The 25,573-nt window shown below is 68.4% G+C and carries 18 protein-coding genes, 1 tRNA gene and 2 pseudogenes; 11 read left to right on the top strand and 10 right to left on the bottom strand.

Annotated features, from left to right (window positions below; all coding sequences use genetic code 11):
- Positions 1-104: 104 nt before the first annotated feature.
- Complete coding sequence (locus IDM45_RS15615; RefSeq protein ID WP_232653762.1) at positions 105-1,130, top strand: L,D-transpeptidase family protein; 1,026 nt, start codon at positions 105-107, stop codon at positions 1,128-1,130.
- A gap of 55 nt (positions 1,131-1,185) precedes the next feature.
- On the top strand, positions 1,186-2,313 hold the full coding sequence (hemE, locus tag IDM45_RS15610; RefSeq protein ID WP_209423648.1) for a uroporphyrinogen decarboxylase: 1,128 nt from the start codon (positions 1,186-1,188) through the stop codon (positions 2,311-2,313).
- A 143-nt stretch (positions 2,314-2,456) separates the two neighbouring features.
- On the opposite strand, the gene IDM45_RS15605 is transcribed toward hemE, so the two are convergent.
- Entirely contained in the window at positions 2,457-2,903 is a 447-nt protein-coding gene (locus IDM45_RS15605) for a hypothetical protein (protein WP_209423647.1), read from the bottom strand.
- Positions 2,904-3,067: 164 nt separating this feature from the next.
- On the opposite strand from IDM45_RS15605, the gene priA reads away from it, so the two are divergent.
- Entirely contained in the window at positions 3,068-5,149 is a 2,082-nt protein-coding gene (gene priA, locus IDM45_RS15600; RefSeq protein ID WP_232654402.1) for a replication restart helicase PriA, read from the top strand.
- Between the two features lie 297 nt (positions 5,150-5,446).
- Here the strand turns inward: priA and IDM45_RS15595 are convergent, their stop codons facing one another.
- Positions 5,447-5,875 (bottom strand): PRC-barrel domain-containing protein, encoded by a 429-nt coding sequence (locus IDM45_RS15595; protein ID WP_209423646.1) that lies wholly within the window; start codon positions 5,873-5,875, stop codon positions 5,447-5,449.
- Between the two features lie 159 nt (positions 5,876-6,034).
- Complete coding sequence (locus IDM45_RS15590; RefSeq protein ID WP_209423645.1) at positions 6,035-6,982, bottom strand: AEC family transporter; 948 nt, start codon at positions 6,980-6,982, stop codon at positions 6,035-6,037.
- A gap of 270 nt (positions 6,983-7,252) precedes the next feature.
- Between IDM45_RS15590 and IDM45_RS15585 the strand changes: the two genes are divergently transcribed.
- The 3 genes from IDM45_RS15585 to IDM45_RS15575 all read left to right on the top strand — a co-directional run bounded on the left by IDM45_RS15585 (position 7,253) and on the right by IDM45_RS15575 (position 11,200).
- Positions 7,253-9,313 (top strand): ATP-dependent helicase, encoded by a 2,061-nt coding sequence (locus IDM45_RS15585; RefSeq protein ID WP_209423644.1) that lies wholly within the window; start codon positions 7,253-7,255, stop codon positions 9,311-9,313.
- Positions 9,314-9,412: 99 nt separating this feature from the next.
- Positions 9,413-10,591 (top strand): phospholipase A, encoded by a 1,179-nt coding sequence (locus tag IDM45_RS15580; RefSeq protein ID WP_209423643.1) that lies wholly within the window; start codon positions 9,413-9,415, stop codon positions 10,589-10,591.
- A 216-nt stretch (positions 10,592-10,807) separates the two neighbouring features.
- The gene (locus IDM45_RS15575) at positions 10,808-11,200 is read left to right on the top strand and encodes a hypothetical protein (RefSeq protein ID WP_209423642.1); all 393 of its coding nucleotides are present in this window, start codon (positions 10,808-10,810) and stop codon (positions 11,198-11,200) included.
- Between the two features lie 38 nt (positions 11,201-11,238).
- On the opposite strand, the gene IDM45_RS15570 is transcribed toward IDM45_RS15575, so the two are convergent.
- Both IDM45_RS15570 and IDM45_RS15565 read right to left on the bottom strand, forming a co-directional pair.
- Positions 11,239-12,103 (bottom strand): IS5 family transposase gene (locus tag IDM45_RS15570; protein WP_209421843.1). Its coding sequence is split into 2 segments (ribosomal slippage): positions 11,239-11,686 and positions 11,685-12,103, totalling 867 coding nucleotides; the frame shifts between segments, so codons are not numbered across the junction.
- A 318-nt stretch (positions 12,104-12,421) separates the two neighbouring features.
- Positions 12,422-12,892 carry a universal stress protein gene (locus IDM45_RS15565; protein WP_209423641.1) on the bottom strand — a complete coding sequence of 157 codons (471 nt, stop codon included), beginning with the start codon at positions 12,890-12,892 and terminating at the stop codon, positions 12,422-12,424.
- Between the two features lie 80 nt (positions 12,893-12,972).
- Between IDM45_RS15565 and tgt the strand changes: the two are divergent.
- A pseudogene (gene tgt, locus IDM45_RS15560) lies at positions 12,973-14,144 on the top strand (tRNA guanosine(34) transglycosylase Tgt).
- 188 nt (positions 14,145-14,332) lie between these two features.
- Positions 14,333-16,663: an alpha/beta hydrolase family protein gene (locus IDM45_RS15555; RefSeq protein WP_209423640.1), complete on the top strand. Its 2,331-nt coding sequence runs from the start codon at positions 14,333-14,335 to the stop codon at positions 16,661-16,663.
- Here the strand turns inward: IDM45_RS15555 and IDM45_RS15550 are convergent.
- On the bottom strand, positions 16,617-17,720 hold the full coding sequence (locus IDM45_RS15550) for a zinc ribbon domain-containing protein (protein ID WP_209423639.1): 1,104 nt from the start codon (positions 17,718-17,720) through the stop codon (positions 16,617-16,619). The two genes, IDM45_RS15555 and IDM45_RS15550, sit on opposite strands and share 47 nt — an antisense overlap.
- Before the next feature lie 219 nt (positions 17,721-17,939).
- Between IDM45_RS15550 and IDM45_RS15545 the strand changes: the two are divergent.
- Positions 17,940-18,355 (top strand): annotated as a pseudogene (locus IDM45_RS15545) (YXWGXW repeat-containing protein).
- A gap of 65 nt (positions 18,356-18,420) precedes the next feature.
- On the opposite strand, the gene IDM45_RS15540 reads toward IDM45_RS15545, so the two are convergent.
- The 4 genes from IDM45_RS15540 to IDM45_RS15525 all read right to left on the bottom strand — a co-directional run bounded on the left by IDM45_RS15540 (position 18,421) and on the right by IDM45_RS15525 (position 20,923).
- Entirely contained in the window at positions 18,421-19,146 is a 726-nt protein-coding gene (locus tag IDM45_RS15540; protein WP_209423638.1) for a PhaM family polyhydroxyalkanoate granule multifunctional regulatory protein, read from the bottom strand.
- Between the two features lie 141 nt (positions 19,147-19,287).
- On the bottom strand, positions 19,288-20,040 hold the full coding sequence (locus IDM45_RS15535; protein ID WP_209423637.1) for a tyrosine-protein phosphatase: 753 nt from the start codon (positions 20,038-20,040) through the stop codon (positions 19,288-19,290).
- A 101-nt stretch (positions 20,041-20,141) separates the two neighbouring features.
- A tRNA-Arg gene (locus IDM45_RS15530) sits at positions 20,142-20,217 on the bottom strand.
- 70 nt (positions 20,218-20,287) lie between these two features.
- Positions 20,288-20,923 (bottom strand): TetR family transcriptional regulator, encoded by a 636-nt coding sequence (locus IDM45_RS15525; protein ID WP_209423636.1) that lies wholly within the window; start codon positions 20,921-20,923, stop codon positions 20,288-20,290.
- A gap of 348 nt (positions 20,924-21,271) precedes the next feature.
- On the opposite strand from IDM45_RS15525, the gene IDM45_RS15520 reads away from it, so the two are divergent.
- Both IDM45_RS15520 and IDM45_RS15515 read left to right on the top strand, forming a co-directional pair.
- A complete protein-coding gene (locus IDM45_RS15520) occupies positions 21,272-22,387 on the top strand; it encodes an efflux RND transporter periplasmic adaptor subunit (RefSeq protein ID WP_411828429.1) in 1,116 nt (371 codons plus the stop codon).
- 26 nt (positions 22,388-22,413) lie between these two features.
- On the top strand, positions 22,414-25,566 hold the full coding sequence (locus IDM45_RS15515; protein ID WP_209423635.1) for an efflux RND transporter permease subunit: 3,153 nt from the start codon (positions 22,414-22,416) through the stop codon (positions 25,564-25,566).
- Positions 25,567-25,573 lie beyond the last annotated feature (7 nt).

The raw sequence follows: 25,573 nt of genomic DNA, 5'->3' as shown, positions 1-25,573 counted from the left end.
CTGCGCCACAGCCGCCTTCGACGGTTTCCCAATGGTTTTTCGATGCTTCTTCGATGACTGCCATGCGCTTTTGCACCCGCCGCCCTCGCCTCCCTCTGGCCCTCGTGGCCGCTTCTACCCTGGCCACCTTGGCGCTGGGCCTGCCTCTGCCCGCCCAGGCCAGCCCACAGCCCGCCGGCGCACGCCTGGCTACCGAGCTGCAGGCCTCGCCCCAGGCGTCCGCCCAGGCCGTCGCCCCGCTGGCGCAGGAGCTGCGCTTCAAAATGCAGTCGCCCCAGGTGCGCGAATTGCAGGTGCGCCTGCGCCAGGCCAAGTTTCTGGCCGTGGTGGACGTGGAGGATCGCTTCGGCCAGCTCACGCGCGAGGCCGTGATCAAACTGCAAAAGGCCGCCAGCCTGCGCCCCACCGGCGTGGTCGATGCCGCCACCTGGGAGGCGCTGGCCACGCGCTCGCGCGCGCCGACCCAGGCCGAGCTGAACAACACCGACATCGGCACCTGGTTCGTCGCCCCCAGCGAGCCAGCTTTCATGATGGAGCTGCAGCACCGCCTGCGCCAGGCTGGCCTGTACCAGGGCGCGGTGGACGGCAGTTTCAGCGACGCCACGCGCCAGGCCATTGCCGCCTGGCGCTCGCGCATCGGCCTGCCGGCCAGCGAGGTCATGGACGAGCGCAGCTGGACGCCGCTCCTGCGCCGCACCCGGCTGCCGCGCTATGCCGATCTGTTCAAGGAGCCGCCGGCCAGCAGCAGCACCCAGGAGCTTGACCCGCGCTGTGCCACGGGGCGGGTGATCTGCATCTCGCGCCAGCAGAAAAAAATGTCCTTCGTGGACAACGGCCAGATCCGCTTCACGCGCGAGGCACGCTTTGCCATGCCGGGCTGGGAAAGCGACGAGGGCGAGTTCCGCATCTGGTACATGAACCACGAGACGGTCTCGAAGATCTTCGGCGAGCGCACGCCCATGCCGTATGCCATCTTCTACGACCGCAACGTCGCCGTGCATTACTCGCAGGACTTTGCCGACAAGGGCTATGCCGGCGGCTCGCACGGCTGCAGCCAGCTGCGCGACTACCAGGTTGCCAAGTGGCTGTACGAGCAGGTCAAGGTGGGCGATCGGGTCGTCGTCTATTGAACCAGCCCAGGCTGCGGGCGGCAGGGGACGGGTGGCGCTGCGACAATCGCCGCCCATGACTACCTCCAGCTCCTCCTTCGCTCCGCTGCACAACGACACCTTTTTGCGTGCCTGCCGCCGCCAGGCCACGGACTACACGCCACTGTGGCTGATGCGCCAGGCCGGGCGCTACCTGCCCGAGTACAAGGCCACGCGGGCGCGTGCCGGCAGCTTCATGGGGCTGGCAACCAATGTTGATTACGCCACCGAAGTCACACTCCAGCCCCTGGAGCGCTTCGCGCTGGATGCCTCCATCCTGTTTTCCGACATCCTGACGGTGCCCGACGCCATGGGCCTGGGCCTGTCGTTCGCCGAGGGTGAAGGCCCGCGCTTTGCCCGCACCGTGCGCACCGAGGATGACGTGGCGCGTCTCGCCGTGCCCGACATGGACAAGCTGCGCTACGTCTTCGACGCCGTGACCAGCATTCGCCGGGCGCTCAATGGCCGCGTGCCGCTGATCGGCTTTTCCGGCAGCCCCTGGACACTGGCGTGCTACATGGTCGAAGGCCGGGGCAGCGACGACTACCGCCAGGTCAAGAGCCTGATGTATGCGCGCCCGGATCTGATGCACCGCATCCTGGCCGTCAACGCCGACGCCGTGGCACGTTATCTGAACGCGCAGATCGACGCTGGCGCCCAGGCCGTTATGGTCTTCGACAGCTGGGGCGGCGTGCTGGCCGACGGGTGTTTCCAGACCTTCAGCCTGCAGTACACCCAGCGCGTGCTGGGCCAGCTCAAGCGCACCGGCGCCGACGGTCAGGACGTGCCGCGCATCGTCTTCACCAAGGGCGGCGGCATCTGGCTGGAAGACATGGACACGCTGGACTGCGAAGTGCTCGGCCTGGACTGGACGGCCAACCTGGGCCGCGCGCGCGCCGTCGTCGGCGGCCAGGCCGGCGAGCCGGGCAAGGCGCTGCAGGGCAACCTGGATCCGAACGTGCTGTTCGCCCCGCCCGAAGCAGTGGCCCGCGAAGCGCGCGCCGTGCTCGACAGCTTCGGCAAGCCGCACACCGACCCGGCGACCTGCGGCCCGACGCACATCTTCAACCTGGGCCACGGCATCAGCCAGTTCACCCCGCCCGAGCACGTCACGGCACTGGTCGAGGCCGTCCACAGCCATTCGCGCGCCCTGCGGCGCGGCTGAGGGGCGCAGGCAGCCCCGGCGGAGAGCTTGCGTAGCACGGCTACCGCTCCGGTCGGCAACTTATGCACAAAAACCCCAGGGCGTGGGGCGCCGATACGCTGTGCAACGGATTTCTGCCCGGGCTGCTGCGTCGGCTGTGACACTCACGCAAGTCGTTGATTTTCAAGGAAATTGAAAATTTGCCTTTTTCCTGGGCAACTCAAGCAAAGCACGCTGCGACAAGGCTTTGCGCCCGGTTGCCAAGGGCTGTCAACAAAGTTATCCACAGAAATTCTGGATTTCTTTGCAAACGCTTGCAAAATCAAGCACTTGCCCGCGAAAGTGGCGGTTGGCCCAGGGTTGCAGCGCCAGCCGCCTACCACAAAAAACCAGCACGCCAGCCATTGACAAGCCACTTGTTCACATGTTTGGCAAAGCAGGATGGATGCCGGCAGCGTTGGCCTACCTCCCCGGCACAGGCTGACAAGGTCAAATAGTGCCTTGATTTCATTGAATATTTTCAACACCCCTGAGCAACAGCGATAGCAGTACAGGCCCATGCCCCGGGGCTTGCGCGGGTTTTGCAGCCTGCTTTCCACAAAGTTATCCACAAGGCTGAAAGCCCCGGACGGCCTCGGCACAATGCAGGGCGCATCACACCCCGGCAAGGTCTGCCCCTATCACCCCACCAGCTTCACCGCCGCACATCCTTGAATCCCCCGACGCTCTGCCCACCATCTCCGGCCATGTGCTGCATGTGGCCGTCAGCACACCCATGCACAGCCAGCTGGGCGACTTGCTCAGCTATGCCAGCAGCACGCCACTGCCGCCGGGCACGCTGGTGCGTGTGCCGCTGGGCGCGCGCGAGGTGCTGGGGGTGGTCTGGGATGCGCCGTCGCAGCCGCAGCCGGTCGCGGCCCCAGGCCGGCCTGTACAACTGCGCGCCATCGCCGGCGTGCTGGAGGGTATCGCCCCGCTGGATCAGCACTGGCGGCGCCTGGTGGCGTTTGCCGCGCGCTACTACCAGCGCGCCCTGGGCGAGGTGGCCCTGGCCGCCCTGCCGCCGCAACTGCGCGATCTGGATGCTGGGCAGCTGCAGCGCCGCCTGCGCCGGATGCAGAGCGCGCCAGCACCCGAAAATGCTATTGAAAAAATAGCTTACAGCGCAGAACAGGCAAGGGCTATCGCCGAAATCGAGGCCCATCCAGGGCCATTTTTGCTGTTCGGCAGCACGGGCAGCGGCAAGACCGAGGTCTATCTGCACTGCATCGCCCAGGCGCTGATGGCCGAGCCGGCAGCGCAGGCGCTGATCCTGGTGCCCGAGATCAACCTGACGCCGCAGCTCGAAGCCCGGGTGCGTGCGCGCTTTGCCCCGGCGCTGGGGGACGCGGCGCTGGTCACTATGCACAGCGGCATGACGCCGGCGCAGCGCCTGAAAAGCTGGCTGGCCGCGCACAGCGGCGCGGCGCGCATCGTGCTGGGCACGCGCATGGCTATTTTTGCCAGCTTCGCCAGCCTGGCACTGATCGTGGTCGATGAGGAACACGACGCCAGCTACAAGCAGCAAGAGGGCGCGCGCTACAACGCCCGCGACCTGGCGCTATGGCGCGGGCGCGAGCAAGGCGCGAAAGTCCTGCTGGGCAGCGCCACGCCATCGCTGGAGAGCTGGCACGCCAGCCGTCCACCCACGGCAGATGACCCGCAGGGCGGGCGCTACCAGCGCCTGCACATGCCCAGCCGCATCGGCGCCGGCGCACTGCCGCGCGTGCGCATCGTGGACATGGGCCAGCAGCCGCGCCGGGCCATCTTTGCCCCGCCGCTGCTGGCCGCCATCACCGAGCGCGTGCAGCGCGGCGAGCAGTGTCTGGTGCTGCTCAACCGCCGGGGCTTTGCGCCGGTGCTGCACTGCCACGCCTGCAGCTGGAAAAGCGACTGCCCGCATTGCAGCGCGCACCAAGTCTTCCACAAGATGGATCGCAGCCTGCGCTGCCACCACTGCGGCGCGGCCAGCCGCGTGCCGCGTGCCTGCCCGGCCTGCGGCAACCCCGACATCGCCCCTATTGGCCGGGGCACGGAGCAGCTCGAAGAGCACCTAGCCGCGCTGCTGCGCAACGTCATCGTGGAACCTCAGGGCCGGGCGGCGCGCGTGGCGCGCATCGACGCCGACACCACGCGCGCGCGCGGCGCGCTGGAGGAGCAACTGGCCCAGGTACATGCCGGCGAGGTCGATGTGCTGGTGGGCACGCAGATGATTGCCAAGGGGCACGACTTCCGGCGCATCACGCTGGTGGCCGCAGTGCAGCCCGACGGGGCGCTGTTTTCCAGCGACTTTCGCGCGCCCGAGCGGCTGTTTGCCCTGCTCATGCAGGCGGCGGGCCGGGCCGGGCGCGATGCCGGCTACGTCGCCGCCCAGGGCCAGCCGCCCGAAATGTGGCTGCAGACCTGGCACCCGGAGCACCCGCTGTATGCCGCGCTGCGCCGCCACGACTGGCCGGCCTTTGCCGCCCAGCAATTGGCCGAGCGCCTGGGCGCCGGGATGCCGCCTTTTGCCCACCAGGCGCTGATACGCGCCGATGCGAAAAGTCAGGAAGTGGCCCAGGCTTTTCTGAGCGCCGCAGCCGACGCGGCACGCACTGCCGCCTTGCCAGGGCTGGAGCTAGTCCACCTGTACCCGCCCGTGCCGCTGGCGGTGCAGCGCGTGGCCGGCGTGGAGCGTGCGCAGATGCTGCTGGAGAGCGCCTCGCGCCCGGCGCTGCAGGCCTTTTTGGCGGCCTGGCAGGCGCTATTGCACGCCGAACGCCCACGCCACAGGGGCCTGGTGCGCTGGCTGGTGGACGTCGATCCGCAGGCCATCTGAGCCTGGCCCGGGGGCGCGTGCCTTAGAGCGTGTTTACGATCCCCGCGCGGGTGCGCGGGCGCGGCCTCGGGCGGTCTGCGGCGTTGCAAATCCTCGCGATAGCACGGGCTATCGCTGCGGTTTGCGCCTGGCAGCCCATCCCGATCCGCACCCGCGCCCCTGCGCGCGGAGATCGTAAACACGCTCTTACGCCAGGGCGTCTGGCGCTGCACAACGCAAAAAGCCTCCGGCACTGGCGGAGGCTTTGCCTGAGCGCCGCAGGCCGCAGGGCCGGCCCGGCGCTGATGGTCTTTTCGCTTACTTCACTATCTTGCTGGCGTTGTCCGCGTACTTGAACTGCGGCAGCTGGCGCAGGGCGTCCTTGGTGGCGCCGGGCAGCGTGATGCGGTTGTTCTCGATGGTGAACTGCTCCACTGGGATCAGCACGTCGTGCGAGGACAGGCCCAGGAACTTGCTAGCGTTGACGATGGCATACGACACCGAGCCTTTGGGGTTGATGATGATGTCGTCCACCTTGCCGACTACTTCGGGCTTGGCGTCGTTGTTGTAGACGTCCTTGCCCAGGATGGCCTTCTTGACACTCCAGCCGTTGGCCACCGAGGCATGGACGGTTTCAGTCACGCCCAGCACAGTGCCGCCGGCGACCTGTGCCGTGGCGGCCAGCGGCAGGGCGGCGCTGGCCGCCAGCAAGACGGCGGGAAAGAGCGAACGGATGGTCTTGGTCATGGCATTTTTCTCCTGTGAATGGCTGTGGATATCAGGCGGAGCACTGCAAGCAGTGCGCCTGAATCCAATGGTGCGCCGCAGCACACAGCCAGGCCGTGCGGCCCGACCGTCCATGCCTGTAGGAGAGGGCTGCCCCGGCCTGCCGGCTGGCCGGGCCTGTCAGGTCAGCCAGGCCACCGCCACCGAGAAGGTGCCGAAGGCCAGCGCCGTGCTGACCAGGATGATGCGGGCGATGCGCCCGCCGTGCGCCTCGAAGCGCTCGGCCAGCAGCGAGACATTGCTGGCGCTGGGCAGCGCCGCCACCAGCACCAGCGTGGTCTCGGCCAGCGGCGGCAGCGGCCAGCCGGCCAGCCGCAGCGCCTGGCAGCCCAGCCAGACCAGCAGCGGATGCGCCAGCAACTTGGCCAGCGCCAGCGGCACGTAGTCGCGCGCCGGCACCTGCTCGTGCAGACTCATCTGCGAGCGCGCCAGCACCGCGCCGATGGTGAACAGGGCCACCGGCGAGGCAGCGGCGGCCAGCATGGCCACGGTCTGATCCAGCGGCCCGGGCAGCTCGAAGGAGCTGGCGGACGCCAGCCCGCCCAGGGCGATGGCCCAGGGCAGCGGATTGGCCAGTACGCCGCGCAGTGCCAGGCGCAGCGCGCGGGCGGCGCTGCCCCCGCCCAGCGACAGGCGCGACAGCGCCACGCACAGCGAGGAGGTCACGATCATGTCCAGCGCCATGGTCGGGATCACCGTGCCGGCGCTGTCCTCGCCCAGCAGCGCCACCAGCAGCGGCACGCCCATGAAGCCCGAGTTCGGAAAGGCAGCCACCAGCGCGCCGAAGGCGGCATCGTTCCAGCCCCAGCGCGCGCGCGTGGCCGCCACCGCGCCCAGCACCATGAGCAGGCCGCTGGCCAGATAGACGGCGGCCACGCGCGCATCGAGCAGCTGCGCCACGGGCGTATGCGCGCCGAAGCGATACAACATGCACGGCAGGGCAAAGTACAGCACGAAGCTGTTCAGGCCGGCGATGGCAGGCAGCGGCAGCAGCCCCCGGCGCGTGGCGCCATAGCCGGCCAGCACCAGGGCGAAGAAGGGAAAAGTGACGGACAGGATGGACAGCACCGGCGCGATTGTGGCAGCCGGAACACGGCCAAAGCCGCCCATGCAGGCCAGCCATGCCGGGTTGCGCCGGCCTCGCTATCATCGCGGGCTTGGCCGCCGCTGCCAGGCCCGTGCGGGCTGCGCCACCCCCTCCCAGCCCCCTGAAATACAGGAAAAAGCGGCCCAAACCCACGCCCTGTCTGCGCTGGCAGCTATCAAAAAAGCGAACACTCGCCTGCTGCTGCCCCATCCTTCCAGCCTTTGCTGCGCTTTGCGCGATTTCGCATTTCCATGTCCGGTCTGAACCTGGCCCAGCTGCAAGCCGTCCACCACACCCAAGGCCCCTGCCTGGTGCTGGCCGGAGCCGGCTCGGGCAAGACGCGCGTCATCACGCACAAGATCGCCCGGCTGATCGAGACCGGCCTGCAGCCCCGGCGCATCGCCGCCATCACCTTCACCAACAAGGCCGCCGCCGAGATGCGCGAGCGCGCATCCGGCCTGATCGGGCGCGCCGCCCGGGACGTGCTGGTATGCACCTTCCACGCCCTGGGCGTGCGCCTGGTGCGCGAGGACGGCCACGTGCTGGGGCTCAAGCCCAATTTCAGCATCCTGGATCAGGACGATGTGACCAGCATCCTCAAGGACTGCGCCGGCGGCACCGCCGACGCGGCTACCGCGCGCCAGTGGCAATGGGCCATCAGCGGCTGGAAGAACCAGGGCTGGGACGCGCGCCGGGCGCTGGCCATGGCCCAGGACGACCACGAGCGCAACATCGCTCTGATCATGCAGCGCTACGAAGAGCGCCTGGCCGCCTATCAGAGCGTGGACTTCGACGACCTGATCGGCCTGCCCATGCGCCTGCTCAAGCACCACTCCGAGGTGCGCCAGAAGTGGCAGCGCCTGCTGGGTCATGTGCTGGTCGATGAATACCAGGACACCAACGCCACGCAGTACGAGCTGCTCAAGCTGCTGGTGGGCGAGCGGGCGCACTTCACCGCCGTGGGCGACGACGACCAGAGCATCTACGGCTGGCGCGGCGCCACGCTGGACAACCTCAAAAAACTGCCGGTGGACTTCCCGCAGCTCAAGGTCATCAAGCTGGAGCAGAACTACCGCTCGACCAGCGCCATCCTGCGCGCGGCCAACCACGTCATCGGGCCGAATCCCAAGCTGTTTCCGAAGACGCTGTTTTCCGAGCTGGGCGAGGGCGAGCCGGTGCGCGTGCTGGACTGCAACAACGAGGAGCACGAGGCCGAGCGTGCCGTGGCGCGCATCCTGTCCTTGCGCGCCGGCGCCAACCCGCCGCCGGCCTGGAAGAGCTTTGCCATCCTCTACCGCGCCAACCACCAGGCCAAGCCGTTCGAAAAAGCGCTGCGCCGCGCCAGCATTCCCTACAAGGTCTCGGGCGGCACGTCGTTTTTCGACCGCGCCGAGATCCGCGACCTGTGCGCCTGGTTCCGGCTGTGGATCAACAACGACGACGACCCGGCCTTTTTGCGCGCCGTGGCCACGCCCAGACGCGGCATCGGCCACACCACGCTGGGCGCCCTGGGCCAGTTCGCCGCGCAGCACCGCACCAGCCTGTTCGGCGCGCTGTTCAACGCCATGCTGGCCGCAGCACTCCCCAAGCGCGCGCTCGACGGCCTGGCCGAGTTCGGCCGCCTCATCAACGAGCTGGAATACCGCGCCCGCCACACCCACGGGGCCGAGGCGGCGCGCACGTTTCTCGCCGACTGGCTGCAGGACATCGGCTACGAGCAGTACCTGCACGACAGCGAGGACAGCGAAAAAGTCGCCGCCGCGCGCTGGAGCAACGTGCTGGAGTTCTGCGACTGGATGGCCCAGCGCGCCGGCGGGCAGGAGGGCGACGCCGCCGGCGCCAGCACGCAGCGCGAGACCAAAAGCCTGCTGGAAGTCGCGCAGACCATTGCCCTGCTGTCCACCATCTCCGAACGCGAACAGGAGCAGGACATGGTAGTGCTCTCGACCCTGCACGCCAGCAAGGGCCTGGAGTGGCCGCACGTCATCCTGGCCGGCGCCACCGAGGGCATGTTGCCCTTCAAGCTGGACGACGACGAAGGCCGCCAGCAGCAGCTGGCCGAAGACGTGGCCGCCCGGCTGCAGGAGGAGCGCCGGCTGATGTACGTCGGCATCACCCGCGCGCAGCGCACCCTGGCCGTGAGCTGGACGAAAAAGCGCAAGAAAGGCCGCGAGATGGTGGCCTGCCAGCCCAGCCGCTTCATCGCCGAGATGAAACTCGACGCCGCCACCGCGCGCGAAGACCCGCGCGAGAAACTGCGCCAGTTGCGCGCCGAGTTCGCCGCCCGGGCGGTGGGAGAGGTTGGGCGTTGAGCGCGAGCAGCCGCAAAACGCAAAACGCAAAACGCAAAATTGATAGCTGTCAGCGCTTGTCCAGCAAGGGCAAAACCCGAAAAACACCCAAAATCCGCCATGACTACCCTGACCCGCATTGCCCTGAGCTGCGCCCTGTCCGCCGCAGCACTGCCGACCCTGGCCCAGCCCAGTCCCGCCGCCCCGGACATGGGCAGCAGCGCCCAGGCCGGCTGGCGCCAGTGTGCCGCCCTGGACGCGGATCAGGCGCGCCTGGCCTGCTTCGACCAGTGGGCTGGCGGGCAGCCGGCGCCGACCGCGCCGGGCGTCCCGCAGGCATCCTCCTGGAATGCCGACCCCGGCGCCGCTACACCCGTGCTCACGCTGGCCCCGGCTGCCGTACCGCCGGCCCCGCCCATCGAGATCACCCTGGCCGACGGCTGCCGCGACGAGCAGCACAGCACGCTGGCGCGCTTTTGGGAGCTGGAAGATGCCACCGACTGCGGCAAGCTGCGCTTTCGCGGCTACCGGCCCATGAGCGTGTCGGTGGTGGCGGCCAGCAGCGTCAACCGCCAGCCCCTGTCGGAAAACCCCATCAACAGCGCCGGCTCCAGCGTGGACTACCGCAGCACCGAAATGCGCGTGCAGCTGTCGGTGCGCACCAAGCTGGCCACCGGCCTGCTGCCCACGCGCGGCGGCCTGCGCGACTCGCTGTGGGCCGGCTACACCCAGCAGTCGTACTGGCAGCTGTTCTCGCCCGGCATCTCGCGCCCGTTTCGCAACACCGACCACGAGCCAGAGGTCATGTACGTCTATCCGACCGACGCCAAATTGCCCTTTGGCTGGCGCTGGCGCTACAGCGGCATCGGCCTGGTACACCAGTCCAACGGCCAGAGCGACCCGCTGTCGCGCAGCTGGAACCGCACCTACCTGATGACCGGCCTGGAGCTCGATGACCGCTTCAGCCTCACGGCCCGCGTGTGGAAGCGCATCAAGGAAGGCGGCGACAAGGACAACAACCCGGGCATCGTCGAGCACATCGGCCGCGCCGAGTTCGCCCTGGGCTGGAACGTCAACCGCGACCACCGCCTGACGCTGACCACACGCCACGCCCTGGCCGGCAGCGCGCGCGGCTCGGTGCGGCTGGACTGGATGCAGGTGCTGGGCGGACAGCTGGTCGGCCCGCGCAGCAACCTGCGGCTGCACACGCAGCTGTTTTCGGGCTATGGCGACAGCCTGGTGGACTACAACAGGAAGCGCACCGTCTTCAGCGTCGGCCTGAGCCTGGTCGATTTCTGAGGGCCAGCCCCTTCAACGCATAACCTCCCAGCGCCCTGACGCTGGTTACGCCTTGCCCGGCCCCGCGCCTTGCGCGCAGGCGGCAGGGCTTTCACAATCGTTTGCGCTGCTACGATAGCCATTGCCTGGTGCGGGCAAATGCCCTGCACATCGGGCGTTGTTCGGGCCTTGGCAGCCCGGCAGCGCCCGGACAATGCCCCCCGGAGACGATCGACCATGGACTTGCAATACCAGCTCAAGGCCGGCAGCTACTACCTCTACGACCTGCGCGACCAACCCAGCACCGTGACCGGCGAGCGACGCTTTCGCCTGAAGACCGACACCGTGGCGATTGCCTTCGACCGGCACACCGGCGAGATGCACCAGCACGGCAGCCCGGCGCGCATCCAGTCCTGGGCCGCGCACGCGCGCCGGCGCCTGCGCGCCGCCGGGCGCATCGACGACGCCAACGACCTGGTCGTGGTCTCCGGCCCGCTGCCCGTCGATGAGTTGAACAAATGCCTGTGGGTCGCGGGCTATTGCCGGCGCATGTTTGCCCGCCTGGCCAGCCTGCCGCATGGCAAGCTGCAGCGCCCAGCCGACGCAAAATATTGGCGAAAAGCGGCTTGAGGCCTTGTGTAGAAAGCGCTGACAGCTATATTTAGGATTTATCCGTAAATAATATTAACGGGCAGGTGGATTTTCCGCAGCGCGATGATGGCGGCGGCGAGATGGTTGAGTGCGAGGAACGTGTGCTCCAGCTTCTCGTAGCGCACCAGTAATTTCCTGAACCGGTTGAACCAGCCATGGCAAGGCTCCACAACCCAACGGCGCGCTTTTTTCTTCGGATCACGCTTTTTGTGCTCTGCCTCGCTTTTGCGGCCCACCACATGCGGGATATAGCCGTGGGCCAGAATGATCTTCATGGCGTTCTTGCCCGGGTAGCCCGCATCAGCACATAGGTGCTTGCTGCGCCGCTGCTTGGGCGTGGGGCGTTTGACCATGCAGCAAGACAACACGGCCTCAAGTTGCGTCACGTCGTGCGCGTTCGCCCCGGTCACGACGAGCGACAACGGGACGCCACGCCCGTCCACCAGCAGGTGACGCTTGCTGCCTTTTTTTTCCCCGATCCGTCGGGTTGCGCCCCACAGCTTCCTGCGCCAAGGGCGCCTTGAACATGGCGCCGTCGATGCTCTGCCAGCGCCAGGCGATGCCTTCACAGTCGTCGTATTCGGCCAGCCCTGCCTTCCACAGGTTCTCGAAGAACCCGGCCTTGGACCACAGCATGAACTTGTGATGGATCGCGCTGGCGCTGCCAAAGCGTTCAGCCGGCAGCGCCTTCCACTGGCAGCCTGTGCGCAGCACATACATGATGGCCTCGAACACCAGCCGTGGCGGTTTTGCGGGGCGGCCCGCCCCGGCTGCGCGTTCGTAGTGCTTGCCTGGATCGCGCACTGGCTGTGGCACCAGCGGCTCTACCAGTTTCCAGAACTCGTCCGTTACCTCCCACGAATTGGCATGCGCCTTGGCCATTTATCGCTCCTTCTTCGCATCACGGGCGACTCGGGGGAATTTTAATTTACGGACAAATCCTTAGAGTAGCAAAACCAGTAGCAGACAAACGAAACGCCGGCCTTGCCGGCGTTTCTTCATGGGCGCGGGGCGCGCTCAGAGCGCGTTTACGATCTCCGCGCGCAGGGGCGCGGGTGCGGATCGGGATGGGCTGCCAGGCGCAAACCGCAGCGATAGCCCGTGCTATCGCGAGGATTTGCAACGCCGCAGACCGCCCGAGGCCGCGCTCGCGCACCCGCGCGGGGATCGTAAACACGCTCTCAGAGCGTGTTTACGATCTCAGGCCATGTCCGAGTCTTCGGCCTCGTCGTGCACCGCCTCGCCATGCTTGACCACCGTGACCGGCACCGTGCTGAGGTGTACCAGCTGCTGCGACACCGAACCCAGCAGCGCTCCGCGCAGCCCGCCCAGGCCGCGCGCGCCGATGATCAGCGCGTCGCAGCCGCAGCGCTCGGCCATGTCCACCAGCGTGGCCGCCACCGGCCCCAGGCCGACCTCGGTCTCGTGCGGCACGCCGGCGGCCTGCACCAGCGCCTGCGCCGAGGCCATCAGGTGCTCGGCCGCCTCGACGCTGGCACGCGCCACGGCGTCCGCGCCCTGGGTGGCCAGCTCCAGCAGCGTGGCTTCCTCCTGCACGTGGCCCAGCACCAGCGTGGCCTGCAGGCCGCCACGGCGCACCAGATCCAGCGCGTGGGCCACGGCGTCCAGCGCCAGCGGCGAGCCATCGACGGCAATCATGATCCTGAGCATCTTTTCTTCTCCTTGGGTTTGAACAGGTTGCTGTGATGCGGCCAGTGTAGGCGCGGGCGCTCTGGGACAATCCGCCCCCTATGCTGCAATTCGACCTGCTCGCCACCGACCCCGCTAGCCACGCCCGCCGGGGCCGCCTGGCACTGCGCCACGGCGTGGTGCAAACGCCCATCTTCATGCCCGTGGGCACCTATGGCACCGTCAAGGGCGTGCTGCCGCGCAGCCTGCACGAGATGGGCGCGCAGATCATCCTGGGCAACACCTTCCACCTGTGGATGCGCCCGGGCCTGGACGTGGTGCAAAGCTTCGGCGGCCTGCACGCCTTCGAGCAGTGGGACAAGCCCATCCTCACCGACTCGGGCGGCTTTCAGGTCTGGAGCCTGGGCGCCATGCGCAAGATCACCGAGGAAGGCGTGCATTTCCGCAGCCCGGTCAATGGCGACAAGCTGTTCATGTCGCCCGAAGTCAGTATGCAGATCCAGACAGTGCTGAACTCCGACATCGTCATGCAGCTCGACGAATGCACGCCGTATGAGACCAACGGCCAGCTGACCACCGAGGCCGAGGCGCGCAAGAGCATGGAGATGAGCCGGCGCTGGGCCGTGCGCTCCAAGGCCGAGTTCGAGCGCCTGGGCAACCCCAACGCGCTGTTCGGCATCGTGCAGGGCGGCATGTTCGAGCACCTGCGCCAGGAGTCGCTGCAGGCGCTGGTCGAGCTGGACTTTCCCGGCTACGCCATCGGCGGCGTCAGCGTGGGCGAGCCCAAGCAGGAGATGCTGCGCATCATGGCGCACACACCGCACCGCCTGCCGCAGGCCAAGCCGCGCTATCTGATGGGCGTGGGCACGCCCGAGGATCTGGTCGAGGGCGTGGCGCAGGGCGTGGACATGTTCGACTGCGTCATGCCCACGCGCAATGCGAGGAACGGCACCATCTTCACGCGCTTTGGCGACCTGAAGATCAGGAACGCCCGCCACAAGGACGACCACCGCCCGCTGGACACCAGCTGCACCTGCCACGCCTGCGCCGGCACGGCGGGCGTGAGCTGGGACGCGGGCGGGCGCGGGGCTTCTCGCGCGCCTACCTGCACCACCTGGATCGCTGCGGCGAGATGCTCGGGCCGATGCTGACCACCATCCACAACCTGCACTACTACCTGCAGCTCATGCAGGACATCCGGGATGCGCTGGACGCCGGCAGCTTCGCGCAGCTGCGCGCACAGTTCAGGGCCGAGCGGGCGCGCGGCATCTGAAGCACTGCGGCAGCGCGCCGGCAGGCGCCAGCCGCAGCCCGCCGGGGGCGGGCAATTTCCTCTTGCCTGGCGGGTGCGGCCTGTGCAGTAATCCGGCACGCCTCCCATGCGGGTGGCATCGCCGCCCCACTGCCGCCGTCGCCGCTGCGGGGCTTTCGCCGTCCCCGGCGCTCTGACCCAGGCCCACCATGTCTGCATCCCGCTTCTCTTTTCCGCTGCAACCCCTGCCGCGCCGCGTGCGCGGCGTGGCGCTGGCAGCCAGCCTTGCCGGCTCCTGCCTGCTGGCCGGCAACGCCGCCGCCCAATCGCTGACCCTGCACTCCGACGCCCTGCCGGCCCCGCTGCTGCCCGCAGCGGACGTGCAGCGCCTGAGCGCCCTGATCGAAACCCAACACCTGTATTTCTTGTCCCCGCTGGCACCGGACGGGCGCAGCGCACTGGTCAACGCCGGCCAGCTCCGGGCTTTTGTCGATCTGCTGGATTATTCCGCGATGCCGCTGGACGCCGAGGCTGCCCAGGCATTCGAGGCCCGTTCGGGCCGGGCCGTCTGGGTCGATGCCCAACACCTGGCCTTTCCCATCGTGGATACCGACACGGACGATGGCGAGCCAGCCTGGCACATCGCCACCCTCGACCGGCGTACCGGCACCGTGACGGTGACCGACGAGTCTCTGCCCGTCGGCCAGATCGTGGCACTCGCGCCGGGCGGGCGCTGGGCGTTGACGCTGACGCGCGCCGACGCCAGTGGCAGCAGCGCCGGCAGTCCCGCTGGCCGTACCGCCGGCGCGCGCACCAGCCGGGCCGTGCCGACCATCCGCACCCGTCTGGACTTCGCCCCGCCGCGCCCCGGCTCCGGCCCGCAGCGCACGCCGCGCGTGCTGGAGGCCACCACAGCCGAGTCCCGCCTGGAGCTGTTCGACCTGCACTCGGGCGCGCGGCGCCTGGTGGCCAGCCTGCCCAGCGGCTCGATCCTGCCCGAGGCCCGCTTCGACCCTGCCGGACGGCGCTTCGCGCTGCTGACCAATTGGCTGGAAAAAGCTCCGCGCACCGAGGAAACCCTGGCCAGCATGACCGTGCGCGAGGCCATGGGCCAGTACTCGCTGGCCGACAACCCCTTCCATCGCAACAGCCGGCTGGCCATCCACGACACGGCCAGCGCGCAACTGGCGGCCCGCGAGGTGCGCGCCGCCAGCTTCCCCGAGCTGGCCTTCGGCTTTCAATCCACGTTGAGCTGGAACCCCTCAGGCACGCGCTTGCTGGCCAAGGTCGGCATGGCCGCGCAGTTGGCAGGCCGCGCCCATGCCACCTTCTACAAGCCCCAATCGACGCATCTGCTGGCCTTCGATGTCGCAAGCACTGCCGACGCCGGCACCAGCCTGCAGCCCTCGGCTGTGCTTAACGAGCCTGTGCTGACAGCCCCGGGCGACGATGGCCTGGAAGTGACCTGGCTGTCCGACGACGAGCTGATCCTGGCGCCGCTGGCCGGCATGGATCGGCAACTGCACAAATACGATTTTTCCCAAGCACGCCTGACACCGCTGGCCGGCACCCCGGCAGGCAGCATCGTCACCCCGCTGGCCCTGCCGGCGCAGCGTGAGCTGCTGTATTTCAACTCCTCGGCCAGCCGTGCGCCCGAGCTGTGGCGCCACCAGGCCGACAGCGGCGCAGCGCATGTGCAGACCAGCATCAACCAGGCCGCGCAAGGCGCTGCCGGCGTCCGCGAGCAGCGCGTGAGCTTCACCCTGGCCAGCGGCGAGCAGCGCCAGGGCTACTGGTTCGCCCCGGGCAATGCGCCCTGGCCGCCGGTCAACCAGCGCGTGGTGCTGTGGCAGGCCGGTGGCCCGGGCGGCGAGATGGGCAATCGCTGGGGCGTGAACGTGGAGTCCCCGCACACGCTGCTGCCCAGCTTCGGCATCGGCGTGCTGATGGTGCCGCTGCAGCAGCGCCCCGGCCTGGACAGCCGGCTGTGGAACCAGCTGGCCGACGGCGACAACTTCGGGGCGGTGGACATCGACGAGCTGGCCGAGATCGCCGGCCAGGTCGTGGCACACGGCTGGGCGCGGGCCGACCAGGTGGGCATCAGCGGCTGCTCCTATGGCGGCTACATGACGGCGCAAAGCATCGTGCGCCACCCGCAGCGCTACGCTGCCGCCAACCCGCAGTGCAGCCTGCTGGATCTGGTGAGCGAATTCCAGACCGGCTATGCCAGCCACATCGGCTATCTGCAAGGCGCCAGTCCTGGGACGCGCTGGAGCGAGTACCTGGCCGACTCGCCCGGCTTCCACGGCGCCAGCGTGCGCACGCCGACGCTGATCTTCCACGGCACCCAGGACTTCCTGCCGGTCGGCATCGCGGAAAACTTCTATGCCGACATCCGCAGCACCGGCACCGACGCGCGCATCCTGCGCTTTGTCGGCGAGCCGCACGGCCTGCGCAACAGCGCCAACCAGCTCTATGCCGCGCAGGAGCAGATCACCTGGTTTCGCCGCTACCTGAAGCCGCCGGCCCAGCAGCAGTAGCGCTGGCAGCGGCGACGGCGGGAGCCGCCGCCGGCGTGCCGCAGGCCGGGCAAAAGCGCGCAAAGGCGCTCTTGCGCGTGCCGCAGGCGCCGCAGCGGTCGAACAGGCCGATGCCGCAGTGCGGGCAGAAATCGATGGCCGTGTCCTTCAGATCGACCGCCCGCTCGCAGCCCGGGCACACGCCCTTGGCCAGGCGCGTCAGCGCCGCGTCGTAGCCCAGCTCCAGACGCCGCTGGGCGTCGGGCTTGGCTTCCGCCTGGCGCTGGCGCTCCAGGTAGCGATTCAAAGCCAGGATGACCCAGCGCCCCACCAGCACCGTGAGCACGATGCCCACCGCATAGCGCACGTAGCCGCCATAGCTGGGCAGATAGGGCACGAGTTCGACGAAGAAGGCGAACAGCGCAAAGAAAATGAAACCCCAGACGAAGGGCCACCAGGTGCTGTGGCGCTTTCTGGCGAACAGCCAGCCGGCCAGCGCCAGCAGCGGCAGCGTCAGCGCCAGGCGGTACAGGAAGACGCGCAGCTCCACCCGGCGCTGCTCGGCGCGCAGACGCTGCCAGCCGGCCTCTTCCAGCGTCGCCAGACGCGCCTGGGCGCCTTGCGCGCTCTGGCGCGCGTCCAGCAGCACCTGCTGTTGCGCCTGCACGGCCTGCTGCGCGCGCCGCTCCTGCGCCACCAGCGCATCGAGCTGCTGGGTGCGCGCCAGCACCTGTGGATCATGCTCGGAGCGCTGCGTGACGCTGCGCGTGGCCAGCCAGTTGTCGAAGGTCTCGCGCTCGGCGCGCGTGGCGCCTGCAGCCTTGGTCTGCTGAAGCTGCGCCTGCTCCAGCGCCTTTTGCGCCTGCTGCGAGCGTTCGCTCGCCAGCCGCTCCTGATCGCGCAGGGGCTGCACTTGCGCCATGTCGAGGAAGTCGTCCAGCACCAGCGCCCGCTCGACCTTGGGCAGATCGCCGACGACTGCGCCTCCCAGCCCGATCAGGAAGCTGGCGAAGATCAGCGCCACCAGCCACAGGCCACGGCGAAACCATTTCTCGGACAGGCGCAGGGCTTTGCTCATGGGTGGTCTCCAAACGATTTTTGCTATTTCAAATAGAGCTGCACACGCTTGACAGGCAAGGCTTAGGCGGCTGCTCCTGAATCTTCAAGCGATTCGGCAGATGGCCCGTGCGTGACACCTGCTCACAAGATTTTGCACACGCACAACCTCCTCCGGCATGGCGCTTGACGCAGGCACCCGAGCATGGATGGCGTTTCCTCTTGCACAACGGAGCACTTCATGACACACGCCACGCTTGACTACGCCCGCCGGGCTGCCCTGGCGCTTATCTTCGGCTTGGCGGGAGCCGCTGCCGCCCAAGCGGCGCCCAGCGCCACCGTCGTCATCCAGACCGGCCCGCAGCACGCGGCCCTGCCGAGGCACGTCATGCCGCCCCCGCCAGCACCACGCTACGAGCGCATACCGGCACCGCGCCGGGGCATGGTCTGGTCGCAGGGCCATTGGGAATGGCGCGGCCAGCGCTACGTCTGGGTGCCCGGCCAATGGCTGCGCGTGCGCCAGGCCCAGCACTACCGCCAGCCGCAATGGCGCCAGCATGGCGGACGCTGGGAATTCGAGGGGGGCGCTGGGATCGCGACCGCGACGGCGTACCCAACCGCCATGATCGCCACCCGAACAACCCGCATCGGCGTTGAGCGCCGCCGAAGACTATCGTTTCAATAGCTGCCAGCGCTTGTCCAGCAAGGGGAAAAGCCACTTTTCATGCTTTTTTCCTGGCAGCAGGCTTGGGTGCCTGCGCCTTTGCCGCAGCGGGCGCTGGGGCACGCTTGGCTGCTCGCTTGGCGGGCGCATCGCCGGGCGCCGCCTGGGCCTGAGTCCATTGCGCTGCCATGTCGCTGGCGGTCTTGAGTGCGCCACTGGCCATGTCCCGGGTGGCGTCGAAGGCCGCCTGCTGCGTGGCCGCGTCCTGCATGGCGCGGGCGGCGATCTGCTGGAACTGGCTGGTCAGCGCACCCCACCACTGCAGTGGATCGGCCATGGCCATGGCAGCGCCGCCGGTCTGAGCCGCCTCGGCACCGGCGGGCGCAGCCTCGGCGGCGGTCTTTTCCGGGGCTGCGCTGGCGCTGGCCGCGCCGGCAGGGGCCGCAGCACCCATGGCGCCGCCAAAGGCGGCCGCCATGTCGCCCACGGCGACGTTCATGCCGGCCAGTGTGGCCAGCGTCATCTTCTGCACTTCCAGCGCCTGCACCGTAGCCGAGAGAGCGCGCGCGTTCTGCTCCAGCCAGAACTGCACGGCCTTGAGCTCCTGGATGCGCTTGTCCAGTTCCTGCACGTTGGCCGTGGGCGCCACCCAGCCGGACAGCGCGCCCATGCCCGGCACGCCGGACAGGCCTGGCATACCGCTGGCAGCGCCCTTGGCCAGGCTCTGCAGGAAATCGAAACCCGGGACGAAGCGTCCGAAACCAAAGGGTGAGTTGTCGTTCATGTGGCTAACCTCCTCGTCGATATGTGTAGCTGCTGCTCTGTGGCCGTGCCGCCCCGGCATTCGGCGCGGCACTGCAGGCAGCTTAACGCCGAAGCGTGGCGACGCCCATCGATTGCGGCATCCAGCGATGCCCGAGGCGGGTCAGGAGGCGGGCTGCAGGTACAGCTGCGCCAGCCGCGCGCGCGCTGCGTCTGCGATCTGCAGGCGCTGTGCCAGATAGCGCTCGAAGCCCCCGTGGTCGCGCTCGACGACATCGAAGGCGGCTTGCAGGAAGTCCGTCTGCACGCGCCAGATCACGTCCAGCGCCTCTTGCGGCGCCGTGCCGGCGACGGCCTGCGGCCGGCGGTACAGGTCGTTGGTCAGCAGATAGTCCTGCAGCACCGTGTCCTCGGCCACACCCAGCGCACGCAGGATCAGCGCGGCGGCAAAGCCGGTGCGATCCTTGCCGGCGGTGCAGTGGAAGACCAGCGGCGTGTCCTCATCCAGCAAATGGGCGAACAGCGCGGCGAACTGCTCCGTGTTGTCCGAGACGAAGGCGCGGTAGGTTTCCTGCATCAGCTGGCGGGCGATGTCAGCGCTCATCTGCTGGCCGGTGCGCGCCATCTCCTGGGCGCGCTGCACCACAGTGGGCTCGATCGGCAGGGCGTGGTAGCGCACCTGCGGCAGGGCGTAGGACTGGGCGGCGCTCTCCAGCTGGCCGCGCAGATCGAAGGCGCGCGCCAGGCCGATCTCGCCCAGCGCCTGGGTGTCCTGCGGCGTCAGGCCGGCCAGGTGGTCGGAGCGAAACAGCCGGCGCCAGCGCACGGGCCGCCCCTGCTGGCCCACATAGCCGCCCAGATCGCGGAAATTGGAAGCCCCTGACAGGGGGAGGCTGCGGGTGGGAAGTTCAGTCATGCGGTGCCCTGCAATGCAAAGCCGCGCGGGTGGCTGCGGCTGGCACCGCTGGCGCACGGCGCAGGCGCACGGGGCGCGGCACAAGAGAGAGACGGGAGAGGTGGCGCGGCTGGCGGGGATCGAACCCACGACCCTTGGCTTCGGAGGCCAATACTCTATCCACTGAGCTACAGCCGCTTGGTCTGTCATGACCGGTGGGTCTGCTGGCAGCAGCAGCCCGGTCAAGCGGCGCATTATCGCACGGGCCTCAGGCCTCCAGGGCGAGTGCGAAGCCCAGGCCGCACAGGTACACATCGATCACTTGCCGCCCAGTGGCGCGCAGCGCAAACGGCGCGCCATTGAGGATCCAGGTCTGCAGCAGGCCATCGAACAGCGCCCACAGGCCGGTGGCAGCGGCAGGCACCGGCAGCGGCAGGGCCACGCCGTGCTCGTGCGCCGCAGCCGTCAGGTCGCGCGCCAGCAGGGCATGGAAGCGCGCCTGCGAGTCCCGATGCCGCTCGCGCACGCTGCTCAGCTCGCTGACGTATTCGATGCGGTACATGGCGATCTCGAACACCCGGCGCGTGTGCTCGTCGCTTTCGATGCAACCCAGCAGGTGATCGACCAGCGCCCGCAGCCGCTGCAGCGGTGCCTGGACGGCACAGGCCGCCTCGCCGGCATTGCAGGCCAGCTCCAGCGGCAGCGTGACCCGATCCATCATGGCGTTGAACAGATCCACCTTGTCCTTGAAGTGCCAGTAGATCGCCCCGCGCGTGGCACCCGCAGCCTGCGCGATCTCGCCCAGCGAGGCGCGCGCCACGCCCTTGTCGTAGAACACGCGCTCGGCCGCATCCAGCAGGCCGTTGCGCGTGGCGTCAGCGTCCTCCTTGGTGCGTCGTGCCATGCCTTCCCATCCTCGAAACAGTCGGCATTATACATTCACGCATGTATGTATAATCCGCCACCTTGCGAAAACGACAGAACCGGGTGCGGCATGGCGCGCCGGCAGCAGCCAGCGCTGCCCGCGCCCGCCTTGCGCCTGCACCAACGCACCCATTGCACTGCACTGAAGGACTCCCATGCCACGCCTGAACCACGTGAACCACGTGCCCGACCGCGCTGCTGCCGCCCATCGCCTGGCGCTGCTGCCCCTTGCCCTGGCGGCTGCCCTGGCCCTGGGTGCCTGCGGCAAGCAGGAGGGAGCGCCGGCAGCCTCGGCGGCGGCCAGCCAGCAGCGCCCCCCGAAGTCGGCGTGGTCACCGTGCAGCCGGGCGAGATCGGCCTGGTCACCGAGCTGCCGGGCCGCCTGGAGGCTTCGCGCGTGGCGCAGGTGCGTGCGCGCGCCGCCGGCATCGTGCAAAAGCGCCTGTTCACCGAGGGCAGCGAGGTCAAGGCCGGCCAGAAGCTGTTCCTGATCGACAGCGCTCCCTATGAGGCCACGCTGGCCCAGGCACGCGCCAGCGTGGCCCAGGCCGAGGCGGTGCTGGGCCAGAGCCGCGCCCTGGCCGAGCGCTACAAGCCGCTGGTCGAGGAAAACGCCATCAGCCGCCAGGAATACGACAACGCCGTAGCGGCGCAAAAGACCGCCGAGGCCAACGTCGCCGCTGCCCGCGCTGCCGTGACCTCGGCCAGCATCAACCTGGGCTACGCCACGGTCACCGCGCCGATCTCCGGGCGCATCGGGCGGGCGCTGGTCACGGAAGGTGCGCTGGTCGGCCAGGGCGCGGCCACCGAGCTGGCCGTGATCCAGCAGATCGACCCGCTCTACATCAACTTCACCCAGTCGGCTGCCGAGGCGCTCAAGCTGCGCGCCGACGTGGCCAGCGGCAAGTACCAGCAGGCCGGCAAGGGCGGCGCCCAGGTCAGCGTGCTGCTGGAAGATGGCAGCGAGTACGGCCAGAAAGGCCGGCTGCTGTTTTCCGACCTCACGGTGGACGCCACCAGCGGCCAGGTCACGCTGCGCGCCGAGGTGCCCAACCCGGGCCACACTTTGCTGCCCGGCCTGTACGTGCGCGTACGCCTGGAGCAGGCCCAGGTGCAGGGCGGCGTGCTGCTGCCGCAGCAGGCGGTCACGCGCTCATCGCGCGGCGACACGGTGATGGTGGTGGGCGAAGGCAACCGGCTGGCGCCGCGCGTGATCAGGCTCGGCCCGGCCCAGGGCAGCAACTGGGTGGTCACCGAGGGGCTGCAGGCCGGCGAGAAGGTCATGGTCGATGGCTTCCAGAAACTGCCGCGCGGCAAGCCGGGCGACCCCATCTTGGTCACGCCCGTGCCGTGGCAGACGCCTGGCCAGCCGGCTGCCGCCGCACCGACGGCCTCGGCCAATGCCAACGCCAGCCCCAGCGCCGCAGCTGCGGCGCAGCAATGAACGCATAAGAGTCAGGAGCGCGGCACATGGCCAAGTTTTTCATCGAGCGCCCCATCTTTGCGTGGGTGATCGCCATTTTCATCATGGTGCTCGGCGCTGTGTCCATCACCCGGCTGCCGATCGCGCAGTACCCGGCAGTGGCGCCACCGACCATTCAAATCACCGTCGCCTACCCCGGCGCCACGGCGCAGACGCTGGAAGACAGCGTGCTGTCCGTGATCGAGCGCGAGATGAACGGCGCGCCCGGCCTGGCCTACATGGAGGCCACCGCCCAGGCCAACGGCACAGGCTCCATCACACTGAGTTTCGAGCCCGGCACCAATGACGATCTGGCGCAGGTGGATGTGCAAAACCGCCTCTCGCGTGCCACGCCGCGCCTGCCGCCGGTGGTGACCCAGCAGGGCGTGCGCGTGGACAAGTCGCGCTCGAACTTCCTGCTGTTTTCCGTGCTGACTTCGGACAACCCGGACATCGACATCGCCGCGCTCAACGACTATGCAGCGCGCAACGTCGTCCCCGAGCTGCAACGCCTGCCCGGGGTGGGTTCGGTCACACAGTTCGGCAGCGAGCGCGCCATGCGCATCTGGGTCGATCCGGCCAGGCTCAAGGGCTTCAACCTGGCGCTCGACCAGGTCAATGCTGCCATCCGCGCACAGAACGTGCAGGTATCTGCCGGCAACCTGGGCGATCTGCCCAGTGCGCAAGGCCAGACCATGACCGCGACCATCGTCGTGCGTGGCCAGCTCAGCACGCCCGAGCAGTTCGGCAACATCGCCCTGCGCGCCAACACCGATGGCTCCACGGTGCGCCTGCGCGACGTGGCGCGCATCGAGCTGGGCGAGCAGAACTACAGCACCAGCGCCCGCCTGAACGGCAGCCCCTCGGTAGGCATGGGCGTGCAGCTGACCTCCTCGGCCAACGCCCTGGCCACGGCCGAGGCGGTCAAGGCCAAGCTGGCCGATCTGCAGCAGTACTTCCCACAGGGCGTGAAATACACCATCCCCTACGACACATCCACCTTCATCGCCGTGTCCATTGAGAAGGTGGTGCATACCCTGCTGGAGGCGGTGGCGCTGGTGTTCCTGGTGATGTTCCTGTTCCTGCAGAACCTGCGCTACACCATCATCCCGACCATCGTCGTGCCGGTCGCCCTGCTGGGCACCTTCGCCACGCTGCTGGCGCTGGGTTTTTCCATCAACGTGCTGACCATGTTCGGCATGGTGCTGGTCATCGGCATCGTGGTGGACGACGCCATCGTGGTGGTGGAGAACGTCGAGCGCATCATGAGCGAGGAAGGCCTGCCGCCGCTGGCCGCCACGCGCAAGGCCATGGGCCAGATCTCCGGCGCCATCATCGGCGTGACCGTGGTGCTGATCTCGGTGTTCGTGCCGCTGGCCTTCTTTGCCGGCGCCACGGGCAATATCTACCGCCAGTTCGCCGTGACCATGGGCGCCTCGATCGCGTTCTCGGCCTTCATGGCGCTGTCGCTCACGCCGGCGCTGTGCGGCACGCTGCTCAAGCCGGTGGCCGAGGGCCACAGCCAGCGCACGGGCTTCTTCGGCTGGTTCAACCGCAGCTTCAAGCGCACCACGCACCGCTACGAGGCGGGCCTGGCACGGATGGTGCGCCGGGGCGGACGCATGATGGTCATCTACGCCGCCCTGATCGGTGCCGTGGCGGTGGTCTACATGCGCCTGCCGACCTCGTTCCTGCCCAATGAAGACCAGGGCTTCGTCATCACCAACGTGCAACTGCCCCCGGGCGCCTCGCTGGCGCGCACGCAGGAAGCCATGGCAAAGGTCGAGGAGTTCATGCTGGCCCAGCCCGAAGTGGCCAACATCGTGACCGTGGCCGGCTTCTCGTTTTCCGGCCAGGGGCAGAACGCCGGCCTGGCCTTCGTCTCGCTCAAGGACTGGAGCGAGCGTCCCGGCCCCGGGCAGTCCGCCGAGGCACTGGCAGGCCGTGCCACGGGGGCGCTGTACGGTTTTCGCGATGCCTTCATCTTCGCCATCAGCCCGCCGCCCATCCCCGAGCTGGGCGTGGCCGCCGGCTTCACCTTCCGCCTGCAGGATCGCGGCAGCAAGGGGCATGACGCACTGGTGGCGGCACGCAACCAGCTGCTGGGCATGGCCGCGCAGAGCAAGGTGCTGGCCGGCATGCGCCCGGACGGTATGGAAGACGCCCCGCAGATGCACATCGAGATCGACCGCGACCGCGCCAGCGCCCTGGGCGTGAGCTTCGACAGCATCAGCAGCGCCCTGTCCACGGCCCTGGGTTCGTCCTACATCAACGACTTTCCCAACCAAGGCCGGCTGCAGCGCGTGGTGGTGCAGGCCGACGCCCGCGCCCGTATGCAGCCCGAGGACGTGCTCGACCTGCCGGTCATGAACAGCCGGGGCCAGCTCATGCCGCTGTCCACCTTTGCCACGACGCGCTGGGTCACCGGCGCCATGCAGACCGTGCGCTACAACGGCTATCCAGCCATGAAGATCGCCGGCGGCGCAGCGCCCGGCTACAGCACCGGCGAGGCCATGCAGGAGATGGAGCGCCTGGCCGCGCAACTGCCCGAGGGCTTTGGCTTCGAGTGGACTGGCCAGTCACGCGAGGAAAAACTCGCTGGCGGCCAGGCCGGCGTGCTGTATGCCTTCTCGCTGCTGGCGGTGTTCCTGTGCCTGGCGGCGCTGTACGAGAGCTGGTCGATCCCGTTCTCGGTGCTGCTGGTGGTGCCGCTGGGCGTGCTGGGCGTGCTGCTGGCGACGCTGGCACGCGGCCTGTCCAACGACGTGTATTTCCAGATCGGCCTGGTGACCATCATCGGCCTGTCGGCCAAGAACGCCATCCTGATCATCGAATTCGCCAAGGATCTGCAGGCCCAGGGCAAGAGCGTCATCGATGCGGCCCTGACTGCGGCGCATCTGCGCTTCAGGCCCATCGTCATGACCTCGCTGGCCTTCACGCTGGGTGTGCTGCCGCTGTTCCTGGCCACGGGCGCCAGCTCGGCCAGCCAGCGCGCCATCGGCACCGGCGTGATCGGCGGCATGGTCACCGGCACTGTTCTGGCCGTGCTGTTCGTGCCAGTGTTCTTCGTGCTGGTGCGCAGCTTCTTCAAGGGCAGCCAGCGCCAGCGCGAGCACGATGCCCGGATGGCCCAGCAACACCGCGCCGATGCCGAGGCTTGAGCGAAAG

This window comes from Melaminivora jejuensis (assembly GCF_017811175.1).
In the GTDB taxonomy this organism is placed as follows: domain Bacteria; phylum Pseudomonadota; class Gammaproteobacteria; order Burkholderiales; family Burkholderiaceae_C; genus Melaminivora; species Melaminivora jejuensis.
This window is presented reverse-complemented; position numbering and strand designations above follow the sequence as displayed.